Origin of the sequence: Avibacterium paragallinarum (genome assembly GCF_900450705.1) — a bacterium.
Taxonomy (GTDB): domain Bacteria; phylum Pseudomonadota; class Gammaproteobacteria; order Enterobacterales; family Pasteurellaceae; genus Avibacterium; species Avibacterium paragallinarum.
Map to the genome: position 1 here is coordinate 77,336 of NZ_UGHK01000002.1, position 23,286 is coordinate 100,621.

Consider the following 23,286-nt stretch of genomic DNA (forward strand, 5'->3'; position numbering starts at 1 on the left):
ATGTATTGTTTGCTTGGCGACATCGTATTTGAACCGATTGATTTAACCGAGTTTTCTGAAACCCAGCAAGCCAGTTTTGCGGAACACGCAGTAATGCGCGGTAAACCGAGACTGCAAGCTACAGGTGATGGGCTAACCACCTTGCAATTTGCGGCAAGGCTACATCATCAAATCGGCGGTGTGGAAAGCCGTTGGCGTGCATTAAGTGCGGCAAAATCGGCACAACAGGCACTTGCCCTTGTGTGGGGGCGTAATGGGGTCAAAGGCAATTATGTGATCACAGATTTAAGCTCAACTACCCTGTTTACCGATGAGCAAGGTAATGTGTTGTGTCGTGAGATTTCGATTAGCCTTACTGAATATGTGGGGGAATTAGATGAGGGGTTATTGGGTGCGGCATTACAGCTAGGCGACAGTAGCATTTTAGGTTCAATTCTACCTCAAAATCTTACTAATACGCTGAGTGCGGTAAAAAATACCGTTAATCGTGGTGTCCAACTGTATCAAGCAGGTAAGCGTGCGGTTGATGAAGTGAAAAATACCGTAGCCATCATGCGGCAACTTAAAAGCGATCCACAGTCTGCCCTTGCTTATTTGCCTCACGCCTTATCAGGGTTGGATCAGTCTTTGGGGGCATTTGGTGAGCTTGTTGGGATGCGGGGTGCGTTTGATAGTGTTCGCCCTTATTTGGGTGTGGTTGGTGAGTTTGTTGAGGCTGGCCAAGCGATTTATGATGCTCTTGCCCTTAGCAAAACACATTTTGAGCAATCCAATGCAACAGGCTGGGAAAATTGGTTTGTTCCTGCCGATAATGCGTTTGCTGACGCCGTTGAACATATTGATAACCTTGCTACCACGACAGCAGAAATGACTGCGTGGGTGGTGTTGCGTAATGATGAGGAGTGCGATGATGCAAACCGTGATTAAGCATACAGCTAAACTGGGTGAACGCTGGGATAGCTTGGCTTACTATTATTATGGTGATCCCTTGGCATATAGTCGCATTATTGATGCCAACCCACACTTAAGTTTTTACGAAGTATTACCCATGGGGGTAACCGTTTATATCCCCGTTTTACGAGTGCAACCTACTCAAAATGAAGCAATGCCACCTTGGCTAAGGGGAAATAATGGCTAATGTGGCCCAGTATGATTTTTCGTTGTTTTATGAGAAAACCAATATTTCCGCGGAAATCGAACCGCACTTAATTGAGCTGAGTTATACCGATTATCTTGAAGGACAAAGCGATGAGCTGACGGTAACCTTTGAAGATATTCAGGGTAAATGGATCCGCCAGTGGTTCCCAACGCAAGGAGATAAATTGATTGCAGCCATTGGCTATAAAGGCGCACCATTAGTGGACATTGGCAGCTTTGAGATTGACGAAGTGGAATACGAGGCACATCCCTCAACCATTACCTTGCGGGCATTAAGCAGTGGGATTAGTAAAAACTACCGCACCTTAAAACCCAAAGCCTATGAAAACACCACCCTTGCACAAATCGTGGCACAGGTGGCAGAACGGTTAAAACTGAAGGTGGTGGGGCAAATTAAGCCAATCCCCATCACGCGCGTAACCCAATACCAAGAGCGCGATGTGGAGTTTTTATCTCGCCTTGCCCGTGAATATCATCACAGTTTTAAAATTGTGGGTAACCAGCTGGTGTTTACTCATAAAGACGAACTAGGGCAAACCGCTCCTGTTGCGGTGCTTGATGAGCGAGATGTGATAAGCCTACGATTGCGTGATCGCATTAAAGACACCGCTAAAGCGGTGGAAATTACGGGCTATGACGCCAATGGTAAAAAGGTCATCAAGCAACGCAAAAATGCTAAAAAACGGCGCAAAAATATCAAGCAATCTGCCGAAGCCAGTGGGGACACCTTACGCATTGTGACCCGTGGCGAAAGCCAAGAGCAAATTGATGCCAGAGCTGATGCAGCACTTGCGGAGCAAAATGATGACCAGCAAGCAGGCAATATCGTCCTTTGGGGTAATCCGAAACTGGTGGCAGGCAATACGATTTTGTTACGTAATTTGGGCGTGTTTAGTGGCAAATATCTGATTAAAAGCGCAAGGCATAGTTTTAGTCGTTTTAGCGGCTATCAAACCGAAATTGAGGTACGAATGCTTGAATTTATCCCTGATGATTTGATTACTTTAGGTATGGAGGCAACCCATGCAAACCCATAATTTTACCGCCACCTATCAAGAGGGCATTGTGTCCGCAGTTGATATCAACACCCATAAAGTGCGGTGTAAAATCCCTGCCCTTGATGACCTAGAAACGGCGTGGTTACATTACCCTGTGCCTAATGCGGGCGGAAATCAATTTTATTGTTTACCTGATGTGGGAGAGCTTGTGGCGTTGTTATTAGATGCCCGCGGTGAAGGCGGCTGTGTGTTAGGTGCAATCTATAACCAGCAAGACCCTGTGCCTGTGGCGAATGGTGAGATGTTTATGCTCAAATTTAAAAACGGCACAACCATCTCGCACAATAGGGCGACAGGCGATGTCGTGATTGATGCGGTGGGAACGGTGTTAATCAAATCCCCAAGCCTTATTACCCTTGATTGCCCTGATACCAAAACCACAGGCAATTTGCTTGTGGAAGGCTCATTAACCTATATGCAAGGCATGACAGGTAACGGTGGCAAGGGTGGGGCTACAGCGGTGATCAATGGTACGCTTAAAACCAAAGGTGGTGACATTACTGCGGATGATATTAGTCTTAAAAACCACGTGCATACTGAGCAAGGTGATGGTAACGACACCAGCTCAGCCAAATAAAATCTTTAAAGGACTTTAAAATCAATTTCCCTTTCAGCCCTGTATTCTCAGGGCTATGAATACACAACTCACGACACATTGGCAACTTGCCCCAGAATTAGATAACAACGCCCCTCAACAAGGGCTTGATGATATCCATCTGTGCATTGCCAATATACTCAACACAATCAAAGGCACCGATATTTTGCGCCCACAGTTTGGCAGTGATCATTTTAACTATTTAGATCAGCCCGAAGATATTGCTATCCCCAATATCGTGCGTGAAATTAGCCACGCATTAAGCAAGTGGGAACCACGCATTGAGGTTGAGCGCATAGAGATAACAGGCACTGCACCACAATTTGAATGCCTGATTTACTGGCATTTAAAAACCGCAGTGTACCGAGAAATTTATCAAACGGTGGTCAAGGTATGAGCTGGCTAAAAGATGACGTAAAAATTGTCCACGAAGACGTAAAACAAATTTTAAGTGATGCCATTGCAGATTATGAGCAGCGTACAGGCAAAACGCTACAGCCTGCGCATATTGAACGCTCTATTATCCAAACCTATGCCTACCGCGAATTGTTGGTGCGAAAAGGTATCAATGAAGCCTTTTTGCAAACCTTTCCGCAATTTGCGGTGGGACTAGCATTGGATTTATGCGGTGAACCTTTTGGCTGTTACCGTCTGCGTGATAAAGCCGCACGCTGTGTGTTGCGTTTTAGTGTAGAGGGCGAGCATAGCAGTATTTTAGTGCCGAAAGGCACTGAAGTAATGGTCACTCCTGAATTGAGCTTTGTTACGCTGGCTGATGATGTTATTACGCCACTCATTGGCTATGTGGAAATTGAAGCGGAAGCTAATAAAACAGGCTCTATTGGCAATGGTTGGGAAATTGGGCGTGTGAAGCAATTAAAACGCCCTTTAAATACTGACAAAACCATTACGGTTAGCAATATTGATGTCACCAGTGGCGGCATTGCAGAAGAAGATGATGAGGCTTATCGCGAGCGCATTTTGCAAGCCCCTGAAGCGTTTAATACCTGTGGCTCTATTGCTGCTTATCAATACCACACTAGAGCCGTATCGCAAGAGATTGTGGACGTGCAAGTGATTAATGGTGGCGGTGGCAAGGTAAATATTTACCCACTTACTGTTACAGGCGTGCCTGATAGACGCTTAAAACAAGCTATCCAAGATTATTTAAGCCCAGAGCATCGCCGTCCGCTGTGTGATGTGGTGAGCGTTAAAGACCCAATCATCCGCACTTATCAAATCGTTGCGGAACTCACGCTACTTGAGGGCTACCGTGAAGATATTGTTAAAACCAAAGCACGTGATGCCTTGCTGGATTATTTGGCAAGCCGCACTAAAAAGCTGGGGATGGATGTCGTCCCCTCCGCACTAATGCAAGTGTTGCGTGTTGAGGGGGTCTATGATGTGACAATCCAGCAACCCGCAAAAATGGTGCTAAATGCCACCGAATGGGCTAACTGCACCAAAGTTACCCTAAACGTCAATGGAGTGCGACAAGATGGCTAAATTACAGTATCCAAGCATCATTGAAAGTTCAGAAAAATACACCGCACTTGCCGACCTTGGTAATAAATTGAATTTGACCGAAAAGCGTCAAATTATGACCAGCCTTGTGGAATTACTTGATGACAAATGGATTGAGCTATTGGCGGAAAAATGGAGTGTTACAGGTTATGACGGGCTTTTTGTCGCTGAAAATAATGAGTCTAAGCGCCAACTGGTACGCAATGCAGTAAAACTGCATCGTTATAAAGGCACCCCTTGGGCAATTCGTGATGTATTGCGTCAGTTAGGTTTTGGCGAAATTGAAATTGATGAGGGGCTAAAAGCGCGTAATTACGAGTCTCATCAAGGTGTGGCAGCCATACCCCAAGACGAACGCTGGGCAGCTTATGCCATTCGGCTAAATCAACCTATCACCAACGAGCAATCTGCTGAAATCCGTAAGATATTACTTAGCTTTGCTCCAGCACGTTGTGTGCTGGCAGTGCTGGACTATAAAGCAGCCCCTATCCGTTATAACAACAAAGCTACCTATAACGGCGCATATAACCACGGCTCGGCATAGTTTAAACATCATTTAAAAGACATTTAAGGATTACACATGGCGAATTTAGAAGAAAAAGAAAAATGGGAAACGGGGATTTATCAAATTGAAGAAAGTGATCCTGTTCACGGTGGCGCAGATGGCGTTACCAATAAACCCATTAAACAACTCGCTAACCGCACAAAATACCTAAAAAAAGAGGTGGAAAGACGCTATGTTGAGCGGTCAGCAACCACAGCGCAAACAGGGACGGTGCAATTAAATAGCAGTGATAATAGCGAGAGCGAAACTGAAGCGGCCACCCCTAAAGTAGTTAAAAAGCTCAAGGGGTTAATTGACGCGCTCACTCGCAATCTAGGGAATTATATCCCCAACAGCAAAAAATCAAACTCCGTAACCTCACCAAGTGCCGACACAGTGGCGACAAGTGCGGCCGCTAAAACAGCCTATGATAAGGCGGTTGAGGCATTAAATAAAGCAAACAGCAAACAATCCCCAGCCGCGACCCTTGCAGGCTATGGCATTACCGATTTTTCGGTGCGGTCTTTAACTGCAAGCGACAATCTCAATGACATCACGGTCAAAGGTATCTATAACAATACAACATACCGCAACACGACAGATAACAATTATCCCGAGAAGGTAGCTGGTGTTCTGCTTGTCTTATCAAACGCAGAGCAAGTTTATTTTGCAGCTAACGGCAGGATATATAAGCGCTATAAGTCAAACAATAACTGGGCTGATGGCTGGGTGAGACTTGATAATTTAACTACCCCCATCGGTGATGACCAAAATCTTGATGAGATAACCACAGACGGCAATTATTATATTGTTGGTACTTCTAAAGCAACACTAGCCAAAAATTACCCCGTAGAAAGAGGTGATGGGGCATTAGAAGTCTTTGGTAACGGGTATTTTCAGCGCTTTACCACGTTTCATTCGCGCCAAGTTTTCAACCGTCGTAAGGTCGGCGGCAATTGGACAAATTGGGTAATGAGTGCTGATGATAAGAGTGAGATACGCCAAAAGACCATTGATTACACCAAGGCAGAGGGTTATGCCTACAGCGGTTTTTACCGACCAAACGGCGATAAACTTAACAACCTGCCGCTTGCCAGTTTGATGATGCACATCACACACCCATCCTACACCACCAATGCCCACGCAAGAGGGATTGGTTTTAGTTATGGTAGTTATAACGGCAATCAGGCTTGGGATATATTTACCACGGCATTTGACGCAAATGGCACTTATCTCGGACAAAAACAGATTATGACCGAGTTAGGAGGGATATTTAGAGGTGACATTAACCTTAATAATAACATGCTGGGATTTAGCGCAGATACAACACATTTTATCAATAGCAAGAATATTGATGGTATTTGGCACGATGACAACAGCAACACCTTTCATTTTCAGTCTGACAGCACTTACAAAAAAACAGGCGACGCAGGTAACGCAAGTTTATCGGCTGTTAATTATTTTGCCAGTGGACGAGTAGAGATTAAAAGTAACGCCTGGGGGCGCATCCGTGCCATCCTACCCGATGGTGGTTATTGGCAGTGGGAAGTCAATCCTGCCTCAGCAACCGACCCAAGATTTAATTATATCTATTGCTCTGCAAGTGGCGAGCAACGCTATTTAGCATTTCCGCAGCTTACTAAAAATGAGGTTGTAGCGTATCGGGGTTGGGTCGACGAGAAAATCCAAAGTCTCATCACTTATCAAAAAATTGGCAATTTCGAGGTTAGGAAATATCCCGATGGGACAATGATACAAACTTATGTAATCAATCAGAACGACTTGTACGAATGGTTTGAGAAATCATTTAACTGGGCTATAGCTTTTGTTGATACACCATTAATTTTTTCAAAGGTAACAACTTCTATCAGAGGTTCTCACAATGCAGGTGTAAATATATTAACAAAATCTAATAATGCAACTTGTTATTATCACGAGTATGAGCACGGTGGCCATAATCAAGGCGATGTTAGAATCCAGTTTTTGGCAATCGGGAGATGGAAATAATGACAATGTACTACAGAGCAGGATTTTATTTAGATTTAGCACAAGCTCCTGAAGGGGCGGTGGAAATAAGTGACGAAACCTACCGCACTTTGCTTGAAGGGCAATCGCAAGGCAAACAAATTATAGCTAATGAGCAAGGCTATCCGATACTCGTTGATCCACAGCCTAGTCCTTATCACAGATTGCAAGGCTCAGAATGGGTAATTGATGAGGACAAACAAGCCGAGCTACTCACCCAACAACGCCAACAAATCCGAACACAAATCAACACCAAACGCGATGCGTGCGTAAACGGCGGCGTGTATGTGCCAGAAATCGGCAAATGGGTGGATACAGATGAAAAAGGGCGTGCCACCTTGGTTGAAATCAAAGCGGATTTTGACTTAAACGGCAAAACGGAAGAAAACGGCGAGCCGCGTATTTTCACCCTGATTTGTGCGGATAACACCGCAGAGCCACTGGATTTTGACAAATTCAAAGCGGTGTGGAACGCGGCGAAAACGCTCAAAGAAAAAATGTTTGAAAACGCCTATATGCACAAGATTTTGTTAGAACAAGCGGAAAATCCGCTTGAGTATGACTGGTCAATCGGCTGGTCGCAAACCTATGAGGAATACCAAAATGAGCAAGAAAAATCCATTTAAAACGTGGGGCTATCACGTTTTGATTGCCCTCGACCAACTTTGCAACGCCTTAACGGGCGGTGGGGCAGATGAAACCTTTTCCAGCCGTTGTTACCGCCGAGCCGTGTTAGAGAGCAAGCCCAAAGCCCGCTGGCGGTTTTGGTTTCGGCTGGTGAATGGGCTGTTTTTCGACAAAGACCATTGCAAAACCGCCTATGAAAGCGAGGTGAAACGGCGGCAATATCCTACAGATTTTTCAGAGGTGATCTAAATGAAAGTAACATTAAGAAACGGCAATTACGCTGAAATTGTTTATGAAAGCCCATTTGGCAAGCTATTAGTGGTTGAGCAAACAGACTCGGAGCTGCCCGCAGTGCATTGGCATAATGCCGATGGCTCTTACCATAAAGACGAGGATAATCAGGTTATTTCAAATGAGTTAGATATTATTTGGGAGGGGCAAAATGAAGTAACCGTTTAGAGCAAAAGAAGAAGCGGCGATGTGGTAGGCTCTGACCTCTACCACATCAGCCTAAGCAGATAGCACCTGCATAGACCCGAGACCGCTTTGTCTGACCAGACGGGCGGATTGTAACAAAACCGCGTAAAGTGAGAAAGTCTATGCAAAAAGATTTGCAAGAAATGCGGTGCAAGTGCTGTAAAAAGCTCCTTGCACGCACAAAAGATAATCAATATTTAGAAATTAAATGTGTGCGGTGTAAAACCTTAAACACATTTAAACCTACTCGTTAAACAACTCAGAGTGTCCGAACGCCTTGAGCGTCAGAACGCCATAATTTAAGGATAAATTATGGCAAATCAAACAAATCCTACTCACTATAAACAAGCACCACTGCCTTTCGTTGGGCAAAAACGGCTGTTTTTAAACGCCTTTAAACAGGTTTTAAATGACAATATTCCTAATGATGGTGAGGGCTGGACGATTATAGATACCTTCGGCGGGAGCGGACTGTTAAGCCACGTGGCAAAGCGAATAAAACCCAAAGCACGGGTGATTTATAATGATTTTGATGGATACGCAGACAGACTAAAACACATAAGCGATACAAATCGTTTACGAGCTGAACTGCTTCAAATTGTTGGCGATATTGTACCAAAAAACAAGCGATTAGATAACAATAAAAAGCAAGAAATTATCAATAAAATCAATGATTTTAATGGGTTTAAAGACCTCAATACCATTGCAAGTTGGTTGCTTTTCAGTGGGCAACAAGTCAGCTCATTTGAGGAGCTATTTAGCAAGACATTTTGGAATGGAATAAAGCTGGCTGATTATCCTAGTGCAGAGGATTATCTTGATGGGCTTGAGATAGTCAGCGAGCCATTTCAACAGCTTCTGCCTAAGTTTGCCGACAACCCTAAAGCCCTGTTTGTGTTAGACTCGCCTTATCTTTGCACCAAGCAAAACAGCTATAAAATGGCAAATTATTTTGATTTGATTGATTTCTTGCAGCTTATTGACCGAACACGACCGCCTTATGTGTTTTTTAGCTCCACTAAGTCAGAGTTTGTGCGGTTTATTGCGTATATGGTGCAGGCGAAAAAGGATAACTGGCAAGCCTTTGATGGAGCTGAGCGGATAGTCCTTCAAACATCGTTAAACTATCAGGTTAGCTATGAGGATAATTTGGTGTTTAAATTCTAAAAATTAAGGGGCTAACGCCCCTATTTTTCAACGCCCGCCTTATAGCCTGCCTCATAAGCCGCACGCATAAGGCGTTTGATATTCCACACGCCCATATCATAAAAATCTAAATGGTCGCTCATTCGGGTTTCTAATGTTTCAATATCCCCCACCTCTTTTGCAATGGTTTCTAATATTTTTGCGATGGTTTTTTCAGTTGGTTTTTTCATTGTTTATTTCCCTCTTAAAATGTTTGCGATTTTGTCAGCGATTTGCTGGGCGACAATGTCAAAGTTAGTCTCGATTGAAACGCGTTGGCGACAATGTTCAGAGTGTTCAACCAGCGTGCCTTGTGGCATATAAAGTAAATAAATTGTTGGCTCATTTTGATAACTATCTTGACGGACTTGAAAGCGGCGTTTCCCTTGCACAAATTCCCTATTTTTAAAGCCGTGATGGTTTTCAAGTCTGGTGGTTAAGTGTTGAATAAATTCTCGTGTATTAAATTTCATTTTTATGTCCCTGTTGTTTTATGTTGGGGGCATCATTGCTCGTTGGGGACGAGGAGTAAAGGGGAAATAAGCGGGTAATTAAGCTGGCTGGCTAACAATGTAGCTGGGGAGGTATGGAGGTCTATTTCAGCATCGTTTAAAAGCGGTTTAAATAGCGTTTAAATATCATAAAAAAATCCACATAACGTGGGAAATTTTTTTCTCAAGTTATGTGGACGCTTTTCTCATTTTTCGCGGACGGCTTCAGGCACTGTGCCTGATGAAGTGCGGTGGAAATTAAACGAATTTCAGATTTTTTCTTATTTTGTGTTGTATTTTGAAAAACAGGGTTTGCATTATCCTGATAAAAAGACCTTTCCACAAAATGCTTTTGCCACTATCGGCACGCACGATGTTCCCTCACTCGCGAGTTTTTGGCATTGCCGTGATTTAGCCCATTTTGCTCAGCTCAGCATATTGGCAGGCGAGAGGCTAAAACAAAAATACGATCAGCGGTTATTAGATAAACAAGCCCTATTAAACAGCTTGCACCGCGATCAATATTTACCCGACGATTACTGGGGCGATGCCCTCACAATGGCAATGCACCAAAATTTAATGCGGGTAATCCACCTTTATTTAGCCGAAAGCCAAACCAAGCTCATTGGCGTTCAACTGGAAAATTTAATTGAGCAGGAAATTTCCTTCAATCTTCCTGGCACATCAATGGAATATCCAAATTGGCGTATGAAATTAGCCCGAACCATTGAGGACATTTTTTCTGATGAAAATATCACCGCACTTTTAACTGAAATTAACCAAGCACGTCAGCGATAAGAGGTTTATATGAATACATTGCTTCCACAACAAGCCATTAATGCCTTTTTCAACGGCACGCATTCCGATCCCTTTTCTGTGCTGGGTATGCACGAAACAGAAAAGGGCATTGAAGTTCGCGTATTATTGCCTGATGCCAATCAGGTTAAGGTGCTGGATAAAGAAAATCCAAGTAAGGTTTATCCCTTAGATTGCCTTGATGAACGCGGCTTTTTTGCGGGTATCATTCCAAACACACACAGTTTTTTTGCTTATCAATTAGAAGTCTATTGGGGCAATGAACCACAGATTGTAGAAGATCCGTACCGTTTTCACCCAATGATTCAAGAGCTGGATAATTGGCTATTAGCAGAGGGTTCTCATTTACGCCCTTATGAAATTTTAGGCACACACTTTATGCAATGCGAAGGCGTATCAGGCGTGAATTTCCGCTTATGGGCGCCGAATGCGAAGCGGGTTTCGGTGGTGGGGGATTTCAACTATTGGGACGGTCGCCGCCACCCGATGCGTTTTCATTCCTCAAGTGGTATTTGGGAGTTGTTTATCCCTAAAGTGGCATTAGGACAGTTGTATAAATTTGAATTATTGGATTGTAACGATCAGCTCCGTTTGAAAGCCGATCCTTATGCCTTTAGCTCACAGCTTCGTCCTGATACGGCTTCGCAAATTAGCCCATTGCCGAATGTGGTGGAAATGACGGAAAAACGTCGCAAAGCCAACCAGTTTGATCAGCCGATTTCCATTTATGAAGTACATTTAGGCTCTTGGCGGCGAAATCTCGCGAACAATTTTTGGTTAGATTACGATGAAATCGCTGATGAGCTGATCCCTTATGTGAAAGAAATGGGTTTCACCCATATTGAATTTTTGCCGTTGTCAGAATTTCCTTTTGACGGCTCTTGGGGTTATCAACCTATCGGGCTTTATTCCCCAACTAGCCGTTTCGGCACGGCGGAGGGCTTTAAACGTTTAATCGAGAAAGCTCACGAGGCGGGAATTAATGTGATTTTAGATTGGGTTCCAGGGCATTTCCCAAGTGATACCCACGGTTTGGCTGCCTTTGATGGCACGGCGTTATATGAGTATGCTGATCCGAAAGAGGGCTATCATCAAGATTGGAACACGTTGATTTATAACTACGGTCGTTATGAAGTTAAAAACTTCTTATCTGGCAATGCGTTATATTGGCTAGAACGCTTTGGTTTAGACGGCTTGCGTGTGGACGCGGTGGCATCAATGATTTACCGTGATTACAGCCGCGCAGACGGCGAGTGGATTCCAAATCAATATGGCGGTCGGGAAAATTTAGAGGCGATCGAATTTTTAAAACACACCAATTATGTATTGGGAACAGAAAATGCGGGGGCGATCACCATTGCAGAAGAATCCACTTCTTTTGCGGGCGTTACGCACCCACCGCAAGATGGCGGGCTAGGTTTCCACTTCAAATGGAATATGGGGTGGATGAACGACACGCTATCCTATATGCAAAAAGATCCCATTTATCGCCAACATCACCATAGCCAAATGACCTTTGGAATGATGTATCAATACAGCGAAAATTTCGTGCTTCCTCTTTCGCACGATGAAGTGGTACACGGCAAAGGCTCACTTATCGGCAAAATGCCCGGTGATGCGTGGCAAAAATTTGCCAACCTACGGGCGTATTACGGCTATATGTGGGGCTATCCGGGTAAAAAATTGCTCTTTATGGGCAATGAATTTGCTCAGGGGCGAGAATGGAACTATCAAGAAAGCCTTGATTGGTTCTTGTTCGATGAAAATATCGGTGGCGGTTGGCATAACGGCGTACAAAAATTTGTGCAAGATTTGAACCGCACTTATCAAACGTACCCCGCTTTATACGAGTTGGATTATGACCCCGCAGGCTTTAATTGGCTGGTGGTGGACGACTATCAAAACTCCGTCTTTGTGTTTGAACGTTGTAGCCGTGGGGGCGAACGCCTTATTGTGGTAAGCAATTTCACCCCAGTGCCTCGCTATAATTATCGTTTTGGCGTGAACGAAGCAGGGGAGTATGAAGAAATTCTTAATTCTGATTCGGCCTTCTATCAAGGCTCAAATTTAGGCAATCAAGGCGTGGTGGTCAGCGAAGCTATCGCGAGCCACGATAAAGCCCAATCTATTTCCATCACCATTCCGCCACTGGCAACCTTGTATTTGAAATGGAAGAAACCCGCAAAAGCGGAAAAAACGCACAAGCCTCAAAGCACAAAAGGCAAAGGGGTTAAAGCTGCCAAAGGGCAGAGAACAAATAAAAGAAAATAGGCAAGATAAGCAATGATTAACACGGCAATCGGCAAACCTTATCCCTTAGGAAGCACCTTTAGTCGCCCGCAGACGGGAAGTCATCAAGGCGAGGCGGGGTGGAACTTCGCGATTTTTTCTGCCTATGCGGAAAATGTCAGATTATGCTTATTTTTTGATGGGCAAGAGTTACCTTTAGAAATGTATCAAACGGGGGATATTTGGCATTTGTGGGTAGGCGATCTGCCCTATGGCACAGAATACGGCTTTCGGCTTGAGGGCAAAGCGGGGACATTGTGTAATCCGCAAAAATTAATGCTCGATCCTTATGCTAAAGCGGTGATCGGTAAGCCAGATTTAAGCAGTGCGGAAAAGCGTGAATGGTTTTTGTTAAGCGATAGTCGAGATAACGCCAGCCTCGCCCCGAAAGCGGTGTTAGTTGATGAACATTTTGATTGGCAAGGGGATAAACCACTTGCTACCCCTTGGGCGGAAACCTTGATTTATGAATTGCACATCAAAGGTTTCACCCAGCTTCGCCAAGACTTACCCGAAGCCATTCGAGGCACTTATGCGGGGCTGGCTCACCCCACAATGATTGCCTATTTAAAAGCACTTGGCATAAGTGCGGTGGAAATTTTACCCATAAATTATCATTTAAACGAACCGCACTTACAGGAAAAAGGCTTAACCAATTATTGGGGATACAGCCCATTGGCAATGTTTGCGGTGGAATCGGACTATTGGTCAGGGCAGGCGGGAACGACACCGTTAAGTGAATTTAAAACAATGGTGAAAACCTTGCACCAAGCGGGCATTGAGGTGATTTTAGATGTGGTGTTTAACCATAGCGTAGAATCAGAAAAAACGTTCCCAACCTTTAGCCAACGGGGAATTGATGATCGGACGTATTATTGGCAAAACGCACAGGGGGAATATCTCAATGCCACAGGCTGCGGCAACACGCTCAATTTAGCCAATGACATTACACGCCGTTGGATCATTGATTGTTTGCGTTATTGGGTGGAAGAATGCCATATTGACGGTTTCCGTTTTGATCTCGCCACAGTGTTAGGCAGAGAAACCCCAGACTTTAACCCGCAAGCACGGCTGTTTATAGAAATTGCACAAGAGCCACGTTTACAACACTGTAAATTTATTGCAGAACCTTGGGACATTGGCGAGAGGGGCTATCAAGTGGGAAATTTCCCGCCTTATTTTGCCGAATGGAACGATCGCTTTCGTGATGATCTGTGTCGTTTTTGGTTATGGAAAAGTGGGGAGCTGGGTGGTTTTGCTCAACGTTTCGCAGGATCAAGCGACATTTATCAAAATGGCGATCGCAAGCCACATAATTCGGTGAATTTTATTACAGCACACGATGGCTTTACCCTGTGCGATCTCACCAGCTATAACCAAAAGCATAATCTCGCGAATGGGGAAGATAATCGTGATGGTCGCAATGAAAATTACAGTTATAACCACGGTATAGAGGGCGTGGAAAATATTCCCGATGACGTGAAATATCAACGCTTTTTAACTTGTTGCGGTTTGCTTGGCAGTTTGTTGCTTGCCAACGGTACGCCAATGCTGTTAGCGGGCGATGAATTTGGACATAGCCAACAAGGCAACAATAACGCCTATTGCCAAGATAATGAAATCACTTGGCTAAATTGGCAAAAATTTCAACCGCACTTATTTGAAGCCACAAAACAGTTCATTGCCTTGAGAAAAGCGATACCGAGTTTACAACGCGATGAGTGGTGGAGTGAAAAAAATGTGCAATGGCGAAATGTGCAAGGGGAAAGAATGACCGTGGCGGATTGGCATAATCCGCACAGCAAAGCAATGCAAATCCAGTTAGATGAAAACTGGTTACTTTTAATCAATGCAAAAGCAGAATTACAAACATTCTTGTTGCCTGAAGGGAAATGGGAAGTTGTATATTGTGGTGCGTCAGTACAAATGCAAGGAAATCGATGGGCTGTAAATGATCTCGCATTCGTATGTTGCACGAAAAAAAGGAAATGACTATTGAGCAATCAATAAATTAATGCGAGGAAAATGCAATGAGCAACAGTATTTCAAAATCACCCAATAAATATGATCTTGTGAAAGATACCTTGGTGTTAATTCTTGCGGGTGGGCGTGGTTCACGGCTTTATGAGCTAACAGATAAACGGGCAAAACCTGCGTTATATTTTGGTGGCAACAGACGAATTATTGATTTTGCCCTATCAAATTGTCTTAATTCAGGGCTTAATAAGATTGGCGTAGTTACTCAATATGCCGCACACTCACTGCTACGCCATTTGCAAAAAGGCTGGTCATTTTTACCGCAAGAGCGGGGTGAGTTCATTGATATGCTCCCAGCGCGTCAGCAAATTGATGATTCCACTTGGTATCGTGGCACAGCGGACGCAGTGTATCAAAATATGGCGATTATTCGCGATCATTACTGCCCGAAATACATTCTGATTTTGGCAGGTGATCACATCTACAAACAAGATTACAGCCAAATGTTGCTCGATCACGTTTCTAGCAATGCCAAATGTACGGTGGGTTGTATTGAAGTAGAGCGAGAAAAAGCCTGCGAATTTGGTGTAATGGCAGTGGACGAAAATCTTAAAGTAAAAGCCTTTGTGGAAAAACCGAAAGATCCCCCAGCAATGGCAGGCAAACCTAACGTATCCTTAGCTTCGATGGGAATTTATGTATTTAACGCCGATTATCTTTACGATATTTTAGAGCGTGAAGTGAACACCCCTTACACCTCCCACGATTTTGGTAAAGACATCTTACCGAAATGCCTTGAAGAAGGCACATTGTACGCCCACCCATTTAGCCGTTCTTGTATGGGACGTAACACCGATGGCGAAATCTATTGGCGTGATGTGGGAACATTGGATAGCTTCTGGCAATCTAACATTGATTTAGTGTCAGAAAATCCGCAGTTGGATATTTACGATCAACGCTGGCCGATTCGCGGTAACCCAACGCAAACTTATCCATCAAAATTCTTTTATAGCAAATCGGACATTAAGCCCGTCGATAACTGCTTGATTTCGGGGGGCTGTGTGATTACCGATGCGTCCATTAGCTATTCGGTGCTGTTTGATCGTGTTACAGTGCAAGAGGGATCGCTCGTCGATCATAGTGTGGTGTTGCCACAAGTTACCATTGGCAAAAATTGCATACTCAAACGTTGTATTGTGGATCGCCATTCGGTGATTCCTGACGGAATGCAAATTGGTGTTGATTTAGAACTTGATAGCAAACGCTTTAGAGTAAGTAGCAGTGGTGTAGTGCTAGTTACTGCATCAATGTTAAAGAAGTTAAATGGTGAAACAGTTGCGTTTGAAGCGCATTTAGATTAATACAACGTAAAGAGAAGTGCGGTGAAATTTTGCGAAATTTTCACCGTATTTCTGTGTTTTAAGGATAAAAAAATAATGAGAGTTTTACACGTTTGTTCGGAGCTTTATCCCTTACTGAAAACAGGCGGATTAGCAGATGTAATGGGGGCATTACCTTTCGCACAACAGCAAATTGGCATTGATAGCCGTGTTGTATTACCAGCCTATCCTGCTATTGTAGCGGGTATTCCTCACACCGTTGTGGTGGCAGAATTTGATAATTTCGCAGGGCATATTGTGCTGCGTTATGGAGAATACAACGGGCTGGGCGTTTATTTGATTGACGCACCGCACTTATATTCAAGAGAGGGCAACCCTTATCACGATCAATGGTACAACGATTACGCCGATAACTATAAACGCTTCGCCTTGCTAGGCTGGGTGGGAGCTGAGTTAGCGGTGGGCTTAGATGCGTGGTGGCAAGCAGAGGTGGTACATGCCCACGATTGGCACGCAGGCTTAGCCAGTGCCTACTTGGCGGCGAAAGGTCGCCCCGCAAAATCGGTGTTTACCATTCACAATCTCGCCTATCAAGGGGTATTTTCTTATCATCATTTATTTGAGTTAGGGCTACCTTGGGAAATGTTCAATATTAATGGTTTAGAGCTACACGGACAAATTTCCTATTTAAAATCAGGGCTTTATTATTCTAATGTGGTTACTGCCGTTAGCCCAACCTACGCCCAAGAAATTACCACGCCAGAATTTGGTTACGGCTTGCAAGGCTTATTAAGTGCTTTACGCCACGAGGGGCGTTTAATCGGCATTCTTAATGGTGTTGATGAGCAAATTTGGAACCCGAATGTGGATCAGTACATTGAAGATCATTACAAATTAAAAGCAATGGCAGGCAAGCGTAAAAACAAAGAAAAATTACAGGCCTATTTCAACTTACCGCAAAATCCAGAGACATTATTATTTGTGATGGTTACCCGCCTCACGGAACAGAAAGGCGTGGATTTATTGCTACAAAGTGCCGAAACTTTGGTACAACAAGGCGGTCAGCTTGTGGTGTTAGGTTCGGGAGCAGCCCATTTAGAAGAGGGGTTACGCCAACTTGCCGCCTATTATCCTAAAAATATCGCGGTGAAAATTGGCTATGATGAAGCCTTATCCCATCTCATTATCGCAGGGGGCGATGTGATTTTCGTGCCAAGTCGCTTTGAACCTTGTGGTTTAACCCAGCTTTATGGCTTGAAATACGGCACATTACCGCTCGTGCGTGCTACAGGCGGATTAGCAGATACAGTGGTGGACAGCCATTCAGAAAACATCAAAGCCCGCCGAGCCACGGGATTCGTTTTTAATGATGCCAATGTAGAGGGGCTTTGTTGGGCGATCAATAACGCATTCGCCTTATGGCAAAAACAGCGTTTATGGCAAGGCGTAAGAGCGGTGGCAATGGAGCAAGATTTTAGCTGGCGAATTGCCGCGAAGCATTACCAAACCTTGTATCAACGCTTGTTGGGTGTGTGATTAAAACGCTCAACATAGGCGAGGTAAATAATACGGCAAGGTTCAACTTAGAAATGGATAATGCCGTATTATTTTGACCTCAACGGGCGTAAGGTTATCGAAACCAAAGTGCGGTCATAAAAACGCACGTTTTTTAGTGAATTTTTGTTGTATTTTTATGCAAAAGGCGTAAAAATACGCCGATTTTAAATTGAAATAGATTAGGAGAGCCATCTATGACAATGGATAATACCGATTTTCCATTTTCTTATAACCAACCGGAGCAAACCACAGAATCGCTGAAAAAGGCGATTGTGTATAAATTGATTTTCTTAATTGGACGTTCCCCGCAAGAGGCAAGCCAGCGTGATTGGCTAAATGCCACCCTTTATGCCGTGCGTGATCTGGTTACCGAAGGCTGGATTTCCACCGCGAAAGAAGCCCGCAGTGAAGATACCCGTCGCGTTTATTATTTATCAATGGAATATTTAATGGGACGCACCCTGTCCAACGCATTAATCGCAGAGGGCGTTTACACGCTCGCTAAAGACGCATTGGCAGAGCTTGACGTGGACTTAGAAGAAATCATCGAAAAAGAGGTAGATCCTGGTTTAGGAAATGGGGGCTTGGGGCGTTTAGCTGCCTGCTTTATGGATTCTATCGCCACCCTTGCGATTCCCGCGATGGGCTATGGTATCCGCTACGAATATGGAATGTTCCAACAAGCCATTGAAGAGGGCAAACAAGTAGAAAAACCTGATGCGTGGCTAGAAAAAGGCGCACCTTGGGAATTTATGCGGCCGTCTAAACGCTTTAATATCCAATTTGGCGGACACATTTATTTTGAAGGCAAAAAATGCGTTTGGGATTCAAGCGAAGAAATCACCGCACTTGCTTATGATCAAATGATCCCTGGCTATGACAATGACAGTGCGGCAACTTTACGTTTATGGAGTGCCCACGCGGGGGATTCTTTCAATTTGGCAGAATTTAACCGTGGGGATTATTTCCGTGCCATTGAAACCCGTGCCGCAAGCGAAAATGTTTCTCGTGTGTTATACCCTGATGATTCCACTTGGGCTGGGCGTGAATTGCGATTACGTCAAGAATATTTCTTAGTGTCAGCCTCATTGCAAGACATTATCAAACGCCACAAACGCACCCACGGCACAGTGAAAAATTTAGCCGATAAAGTTGCTATTCACCTCAATGACACTCACCCAGCCCTTGCCATTCCTGAATTAATGTATATTTTGGTGGATAAAGAAGGCTATGATTGGAAAACTGCGTGGGATATGTGCCGCCGTATTTTCTCCTACACTTGCCACACTTTAATGTCTGAAGCCTTGGAAACTTGGCCAGTGGAAATGATGGCGAAAAACCTCCCTCGCCATTTGCAAATTATCTTTGAAATCAACGATTATTTCTTGGAATATGTCCGCACTTATGTAACAACCGACGATGATTTTATTCGCCGTGTTTCTCTGATCGAAGAGGGCGATACGCGTAAAGTGCGTATGGGCTGGCTTTCTGTGGTGGGATCACACAAAGTTAATGGGGTTGCTGCCATTCATTCGGATTTAATGAAAACCTCTACCTTTGCCGACTTTGCCCACATTTACCCAGAACGCTTCACCAATGTAACCAATGGGATTACGCCACGCCGTTGGATTGCGGTGGCAAACCCAGACTTTCCGCCTTATTTGACCGTTATATCGGCACAGAATGGCGACGTGATTTGAGCTTATTGACGGAACTCAAAGCCCATATCAATGACGCAGAAGTGCAACAAGCCATTCCCGCGATTAAACGTGCGAACAAACAGCGTTTAGCCGACTATGTGAAAAAAGAATTGGGGATTGAATTAAACCCTGATGCCTTATTTGATGTGCAAGTGAAGCGTATCCACGAATACAAACGCCAAATTCTCAACGTCTTGCATATTGTTGCACGTTATAATGAAATGCTAGAGAATCCAGAAAAAGACTGGACACCACGCGTATTCATTCTTGCAGGAAAAGCGGCATCAGCCTATTATGCGGCGAAACAAACCATTAATTTAATCAATGATGTGGCGAAAATCATCAATAACGATGAACGCTTGCAAGGTCGCCTGAAAGTGGTGTTTATTCCAAACTACAGCGTCAGCCTTGCTCAGATCATCATTCCTGCTGCGGATATTTCCGAGCAAATTTCTCTCGCAGGAACGGAAGCATCAGGCACAAGTAATATGAAGTTCGCTCTTAATGGCGCATTAACCCTTGGCACATTAGACGGGGCAAACGTAGAAATCTTGGAAAACGTGGGCGAAGATAACATTTTCATTTTTGGTCATACCGTTGAGGAAGTGGAAGCGTTACGTCGTAACGGATACCGCCCTTACGATATTTACCAAAGCAATGAAAAGCTACGCCGGGTGATCGACCAAATCACATCAGGCTTCTTTTCCCCGAATGACCCGCACCGTTATCAAGATTTACTCAATGGCTTGTGCTATCACGATTATTATCAATCCTTTGCCGACTTCCAAAGCTATGTGGAAGCCCAAAAACGGGTTGATAAAAAATACCGTGATCAAAAGGCTTGGACAAACAGTGCGTTACAAAATATCGTCAATATGAGCTTCTTCTCCTCAGACCGCACGATCAAAGAATACGCAGAAAAAATCTGGAAAGTGAAGCCATTAATGGTGAAATAATTAGAAAAAACTAAGAAAATCTGTGCCTTTAAAATATTAAGGCACAGATTTTATACTTAAATTTTACTTGCATTCCACCTCTTTAGAGGTCTTAAAAACTTTCTCACATTATCAATATAATAAAAAAAATTTTAATACTGCATAAATATACAGTAAAATATCCTCATAATCATACCGCACTTTACATTTAAACTATGCCAACTACGCAAAAAATTATTCATATTGATATGGATTGCTTTTATGCTTCTATTGAGCTGCGAGATAAACCGCATCTCAGAGGGAAGCCTGTGGCTGTTGGGGGAGGGGCAGATCAGCGTGGTGTGTTGAGTACCTGCAATTATGAAGCGAGGAAATTCGGTTTGCATAGTGCGATGCCAACAGCACAGGCATTGAAGCTTTGTCCGAATTTGACTCTGTTACCTGTAAATATGGCATTGTATAAACAGGTGTCGCAACAAATTCGGCAAATTTTTTATCGTTACACACACTTGGTTGAGCCGTTATCTCTTGATGAAGCCTATTTAGATGTTACAGATTGCGATAAATGCTCAGGCTCAGCCACTTGGATTGCCCAAGAAATCCGTCAAAAAATTTGGCAGGAAACCCAACTGACTGCATCAGCGGGCGTTGCACCATTGAAATTTTTAGCCCAAATTGCCTCGGATAAAAATAAGCCTAATGGGCAGTTTGTGATTCACCCTGATGAGGTGGCGGAGTTTGTGAAAAAGTTGCCATTAAGTGCTATTCCTGGTGTCGGAAAAGTGACAACGCAACGTTTGTTAGAAATGGGGCTGAAAACCTGTGCTGACGTGCAAGATTTTGAACAACATCTATTGTTAAATCAATTAGGTAAAGTGGGGCAGCGTATTTGGTCGTTTAGCCACGGAATTGATGAACGAAAAGTGCAACCTGAACGGTTACGCAAATCTGTTGGGGTGGAAACAACATTATTGCAAAATATCACTGATCTGCGTGACGGCGAGGCGGTTTTAGAGCACCTCTACCCGCAATTAATAGAGCGTGTGCAGCGGGCTTGTCCGCATATTTCTTTGGAAAAACTCAATAAAATCGGGATTAAACTCAAATTTGAGGATTTTCAAATTACCACGCTAGAAAAAAGTGCGGTCAGTTTTCAGTACGAAAATTTTCGTGCATTGTTATCGCGAATTTGGCAACGTCGTCAGGATAAATCCATTCGATTAATTGGCTTACAGGTTAATTTACCCGAGCAACAAGAAGAAAAACAGATGAGTTTATGGGAAAACTGATCCGTTAAATCTTGAAATTACAAAATTTATAATTATATTGGTTATTCCTTTAATTATTTATTGGATAATCAACCACATACTCACAGCGAGGAACGTTTTATGATGCGAATTTTATTATTTTTAGCCACGAATATGGCGGTGTTGATCGTTTTCAACATTATTTTGAGTTTAACGGGAATCCGCGCCCAAGATGCCAGCGGGCTACTTATTATGGCGGCACTGTTCGGTTTCAGTGGCTCGTTGATTTCCTTATTTTTATCCAAAACAATAGCATTAAAATCGGTGAATGGGCAGGTGATCGAGCAGCCTCGCACAGAGCAAGAACGTTGGTTGCTCAACACTGTTGAAACGCAGGCACGCCAAGCAAATATTCCAATGCCAACCGTGGCGATTTACCATTCTGCGGACGTCAATGCCTTTGCCACTGGCGCAAGTAAAAGCAACTCTCTGGTTGCCGTGAGTACAGGATTGCTCAACGCAATGACCAAAGACGAAGCGGAAGCAGTGCTAGCGCACGAAATCAGCCATATTCAAAATGGCGATATGGTTACAATGACGTTGCTTCAAGGCGTGTTAAATACTTTCGTGATTTTTATTTCTCGTCTTATCGCTAACGTGGTGGCGAGCAATCGCAACGACAACGGAGAAAGCAGCAGCGGAATTTATTTCTTAGTTTCAATGGTGCTAGAAGTGGTGTTTGGTTTCTTGGCGAGTATGATCGCAATGTGGTTCTCACGTTATCGTGAGTACCGTGCGGACGCAGGTTCAGCCCATTTAGTCGGCAAACAAAAAATGATCGCCGCATTACGCCGCTTACAACAACTTCACGAACCACAACAAATGGAAGGGCAATTTGCGGCTTTCGGTATTAACGGCAGAACAGGCGGTTTAGCCTCATTATTTTTAAGCCACCCTCCGTTGGAAAAGCGTATTGAAGCGTTGCAACAAAGCGATAGTTTAAAATAAACGCTTTTTTGGGGCAGACACATAGGTCTGCCCCTTGTATATTAAAATTAGGGGCTGTAGTAGATTAGCCCTAAATTTCACACCATTTTCGCAATATTTTTAACTGCTCTTTTGGTGTCCCAAAGTTAAACCGAAATTCACATTCCTTCAAGAATAAAGGAAAGTTTTTTCGGTTAATTCCATTATATTTTCGCAGTATCCGCTTCGCCTGATTCCAAAAATTTTCAATGCCATTAATATGATTTTGTTTCACCGCAAATAGCTCGGAATGATTGATTCGTTCGTGGTGAAATTCACTCACATCAAGCGCATCATAACTGCGATAAGTGTCCGTATAAACCCAGCTATCAGGCTTGATTTTTCTTTTAATAACAGGGAGTAATGTTTCACTCTTGGTGTTTTCAACCACAACAGTAAATACCTTTCCTTGTCGTTTTAGTAACCCAAAAACAGCAACTTTTCCAGCCGCTCCTCGTCCTCGTCCTCGTTTTCCCTTTCGATGACCACCAAAATAGCTTTCGTCTAGTTCAATTTCCCCCTCAAAAATCTCGTTAACTTCAAGGGATAAATGATAGCCAATCACAAGCCTGATTTTATGGTAGAACAAAGCGGCTGTATTCGGTTGAATATCTAGCAAATTTGCTGCTGTTCTTGCAGTAACTTCTGCGACAAAAAACTCAAGCAGTTTTTTCTGTATGGATTGCTTTAATTTACAATATGTTATCTTCATTTT

Annotated in this window: 22 protein-coding genes and 2 pseudogenes; 21 read left to right on the forward strand and 3 right to left on the reverse strand. The window is 43.7% G+C overall.

Annotation, left to right across the window (positions count from 1 at the left end; translation table 11 throughout):
- The 13 genes from DXZ23_RS04840 (at position 1) to DXZ23_RS04900 (ending at position 9,175) form a co-directional block, all read left to right on the forward strand.
- Complete coding sequence (locus tag DXZ23_RS04840; protein ID WP_021724077.1) at positions 1-927, forward strand: phage tail protein; 927 nt, start codon at positions 1-3, stop codon at positions 925-927.
- The gene (locus DXZ23_RS04845) at positions 908-1,138 is read left to right on the forward strand and encodes a tail protein X (RefSeq protein WP_026138631.1); all 231 of its coding nucleotides are present in this window, start codon (positions 908-910) and stop codon (positions 1,136-1,138) included. Before DXZ23_RS04840 ends, DXZ23_RS04845 begins: the two co-directional genes overlap by 20 nt.
- Positions 1,131-2,195, forward strand: coding sequence for a phage late control D family protein (locus DXZ23_RS04850; RefSeq protein WP_017807483.1), 1,065 nt, complete (start codon positions 1,131-1,133; stop codon positions 2,193-2,195). Before DXZ23_RS04845 ends, DXZ23_RS04850 begins: the two co-directional genes overlap by 8 nt.
- Positions 2,182-2,793, forward strand: a complete 612-nt coding sequence (locus tag DXZ23_RS04855) for a phage baseplate assembly protein V (RefSeq protein WP_017807484.1) — start codon at positions 2,182-2,184, stop codon at positions 2,791-2,793. The genes DXZ23_RS04850 and DXZ23_RS04855 overlap by 14 nt, the downstream gene beginning before the upstream one ends.
- A 55-nt stretch (positions 2,794-2,848) precedes the next feature.
- Positions 2,849-3,208 (forward strand): GPW/gp25 family protein, encoded by a 360-nt coding sequence (locus DXZ23_RS04860; RefSeq protein WP_017807485.1) that lies wholly within the window; start codon positions 2,849-2,851, stop codon positions 3,206-3,208.
- Positions 3,205-4,317 carry a baseplate assembly protein gene (locus DXZ23_RS04865; RefSeq protein WP_035695710.1) on the forward strand — a complete coding sequence of 371 codons (1,113 nt, stop codon included), beginning with the start codon at positions 3,205-3,207 and terminating at the stop codon, positions 4,315-4,317. Before DXZ23_RS04860 ends, DXZ23_RS04865 begins: the two co-directional genes overlap by 4 nt.
- The gene (locus DXZ23_RS04870; RefSeq protein ID WP_035695712.1) at positions 4,310-4,879 is read left to right on the forward strand and encodes a phage tail protein; all 570 of its coding nucleotides are present in this window, start codon (positions 4,310-4,312) and stop codon (positions 4,877-4,879) included. Before DXZ23_RS04865 ends, DXZ23_RS04870 begins: the two co-directional genes overlap by 8 nt.
- 36 nt (positions 4,880-4,915) lie before the next feature.
- Complete coding sequence (locus DXZ23_RS15840) at positions 4,916-6,886, forward strand: tail fiber protein (RefSeq protein ID WP_021724082.1); 1,971 nt, start codon at positions 4,916-4,918, stop codon at positions 6,884-6,886.
- A gap of 5 nt (positions 6,887-6,891) precedes the next feature.
- A complete protein-coding gene (locus DXZ23_RS15635; RefSeq protein ID WP_021724083.1) occupies positions 6,892-7,530 on the forward strand; it encodes a DUF4376 domain-containing protein in 639 nt (212 codons plus the stop codon).
- Positions 7,508-7,780 (forward strand): hypothetical protein, encoded by a 273-nt coding sequence (locus DXZ23_RS15640; RefSeq protein ID WP_035695718.1) that lies wholly within the window; start codon positions 7,508-7,510, stop codon positions 7,778-7,780. The genes DXZ23_RS15635 and DXZ23_RS15640 overlap by 23 nt, the downstream gene beginning before the upstream one ends.
- A complete protein-coding gene (locus tag DXZ23_RS04890) occupies positions 7,781-7,990 on the forward strand; it encodes a cupin domain-containing protein (protein ID WP_021724084.1) in 210 nt (69 codons plus the stop codon). It begins immediately after the preceding gene.
- A 161-nt stretch (positions 7,991-8,151) separates the two neighbouring features.
- The gene (locus DXZ23_RS04895) at positions 8,152-8,262 is read left to right on the forward strand and encodes a Com family DNA-binding transcriptional regulator (protein ID WP_082188684.1); all 111 of its coding nucleotides are present in this window, start codon (positions 8,152-8,154) and stop codon (positions 8,260-8,262) included.
- 58 nt (positions 8,263-8,320) lie between these two features.
- The gene (locus tag DXZ23_RS04900) at positions 8,321-9,175 is read left to right on the forward strand and encodes a hypothetical protein (RefSeq protein WP_114995432.1); all 855 of its coding nucleotides are present in this window, start codon (positions 8,321-8,323) and stop codon (positions 9,173-9,175) included.
- A gap of 20 nt (positions 9,176-9,195) precedes the next feature.
- On the opposite strand, the gene DXZ23_RS04905 is transcribed toward DXZ23_RS04900, so the two are convergent.
- Complete coding sequence (locus DXZ23_RS04905) at positions 9,196-9,384, reverse strand: DUF6900 domain-containing protein (protein ID WP_021724007.1); 189 nt, start codon at positions 9,382-9,384, stop codon at positions 9,196-9,198.
- A 3-nt stretch (positions 9,385-9,387) separates the two neighbouring features.
- Positions 9,388-9,666, reverse strand: a complete 279-nt coding sequence (locus DXZ23_RS04910; RefSeq protein WP_021723691.1) for a hypothetical protein — start codon at positions 9,664-9,666, stop codon at positions 9,388-9,390.
- Positions 9,667-9,912: 246 nt separating this feature from the next.
- On the opposite strand from DXZ23_RS04910, the pseudogene malQ reads away from it, so the two are divergent.
- From malQ to htpX, 8 genes and pseudogenes are all read left to right on the forward strand, one after another.
- Positions 9,913-10,482: pseudogene (malQ, locus tag DXZ23_RS04915) on the forward strand (4-alpha-glucanotransferase); the annotation flags it as partial.
- A 9-nt stretch (positions 10,483-10,491) separates the two neighbouring features.
- Positions 10,492-12,771: a 1,4-alpha-glucan branching protein GlgB gene (glgB, locus tag DXZ23_RS04920; protein WP_017807400.1), complete on the forward strand. Its 2,280-nt coding sequence runs from the start codon at positions 10,492-10,494 to the stop codon at positions 12,769-12,771.
- Positions 12,772-12,783: 12 nt separating this feature from the next.
- Positions 12,784-14,781, forward strand: a complete 1,998-nt coding sequence (gene glgX / locus DXZ23_RS04925) for a glycogen debranching protein GlgX (RefSeq protein WP_017807401.1) — start codon at positions 12,784-12,786, stop codon at positions 14,779-14,781.
- Between the two features lie 38 nt (positions 14,782-14,819).
- Positions 14,820-16,127, forward strand: a complete 1,308-nt coding sequence (gene glgC / locus DXZ23_RS04930; protein WP_017807402.1) for a glucose-1-phosphate adenylyltransferase — start codon at positions 14,820-14,822, stop codon at positions 16,125-16,127.
- Positions 16,128-16,202: 75 nt separating this feature from the next.
- On the forward strand, positions 16,203-17,642 hold the full coding sequence (gene glgA, locus DXZ23_RS04935; protein ID WP_021724279.1) for a glycogen synthase GlgA: 1,440 nt from the start codon (positions 16,203-16,205) through the stop codon (positions 17,640-17,642).
- 215 nt (positions 17,643-17,857) lie between these two features.
- A pseudogene (locus tag DXZ23_RS04940) lies at positions 17,858-20,319 on the forward strand (glycogen/starch/alpha-glucan phosphorylase).
- A gap of 194 nt (positions 20,320-20,513) precedes the next feature.
- Entirely contained in the window at positions 20,514-21,587 is a 1,074-nt protein-coding gene (gene dinB, locus DXZ23_RS04945; protein WP_017807403.1) for a DNA polymerase IV, read from the forward strand.
- Positions 21,588-21,686: 99 nt separating this feature from the next.
- Positions 21,687-22,553, forward strand: a complete 867-nt coding sequence (htpX, locus tag DXZ23_RS04950) for a protease HtpX (RefSeq protein WP_021724283.1) — start codon at positions 21,687-21,689, stop codon at positions 22,551-22,553.
- Between the two features lie 70 nt (positions 22,554-22,623).
- Here htpX and DXZ23_RS04955 read toward each other — a convergent pair whose 3' ends face one another.
- A complete protein-coding gene (locus DXZ23_RS04955) occupies positions 22,624-23,283 on the reverse strand; it encodes an IS1595 family transposase (RefSeq protein ID WP_017805094.1) in 660 nt (219 codons plus the stop codon).
- Positions 23,284-23,286: the final 3 nt, after the last annotated feature.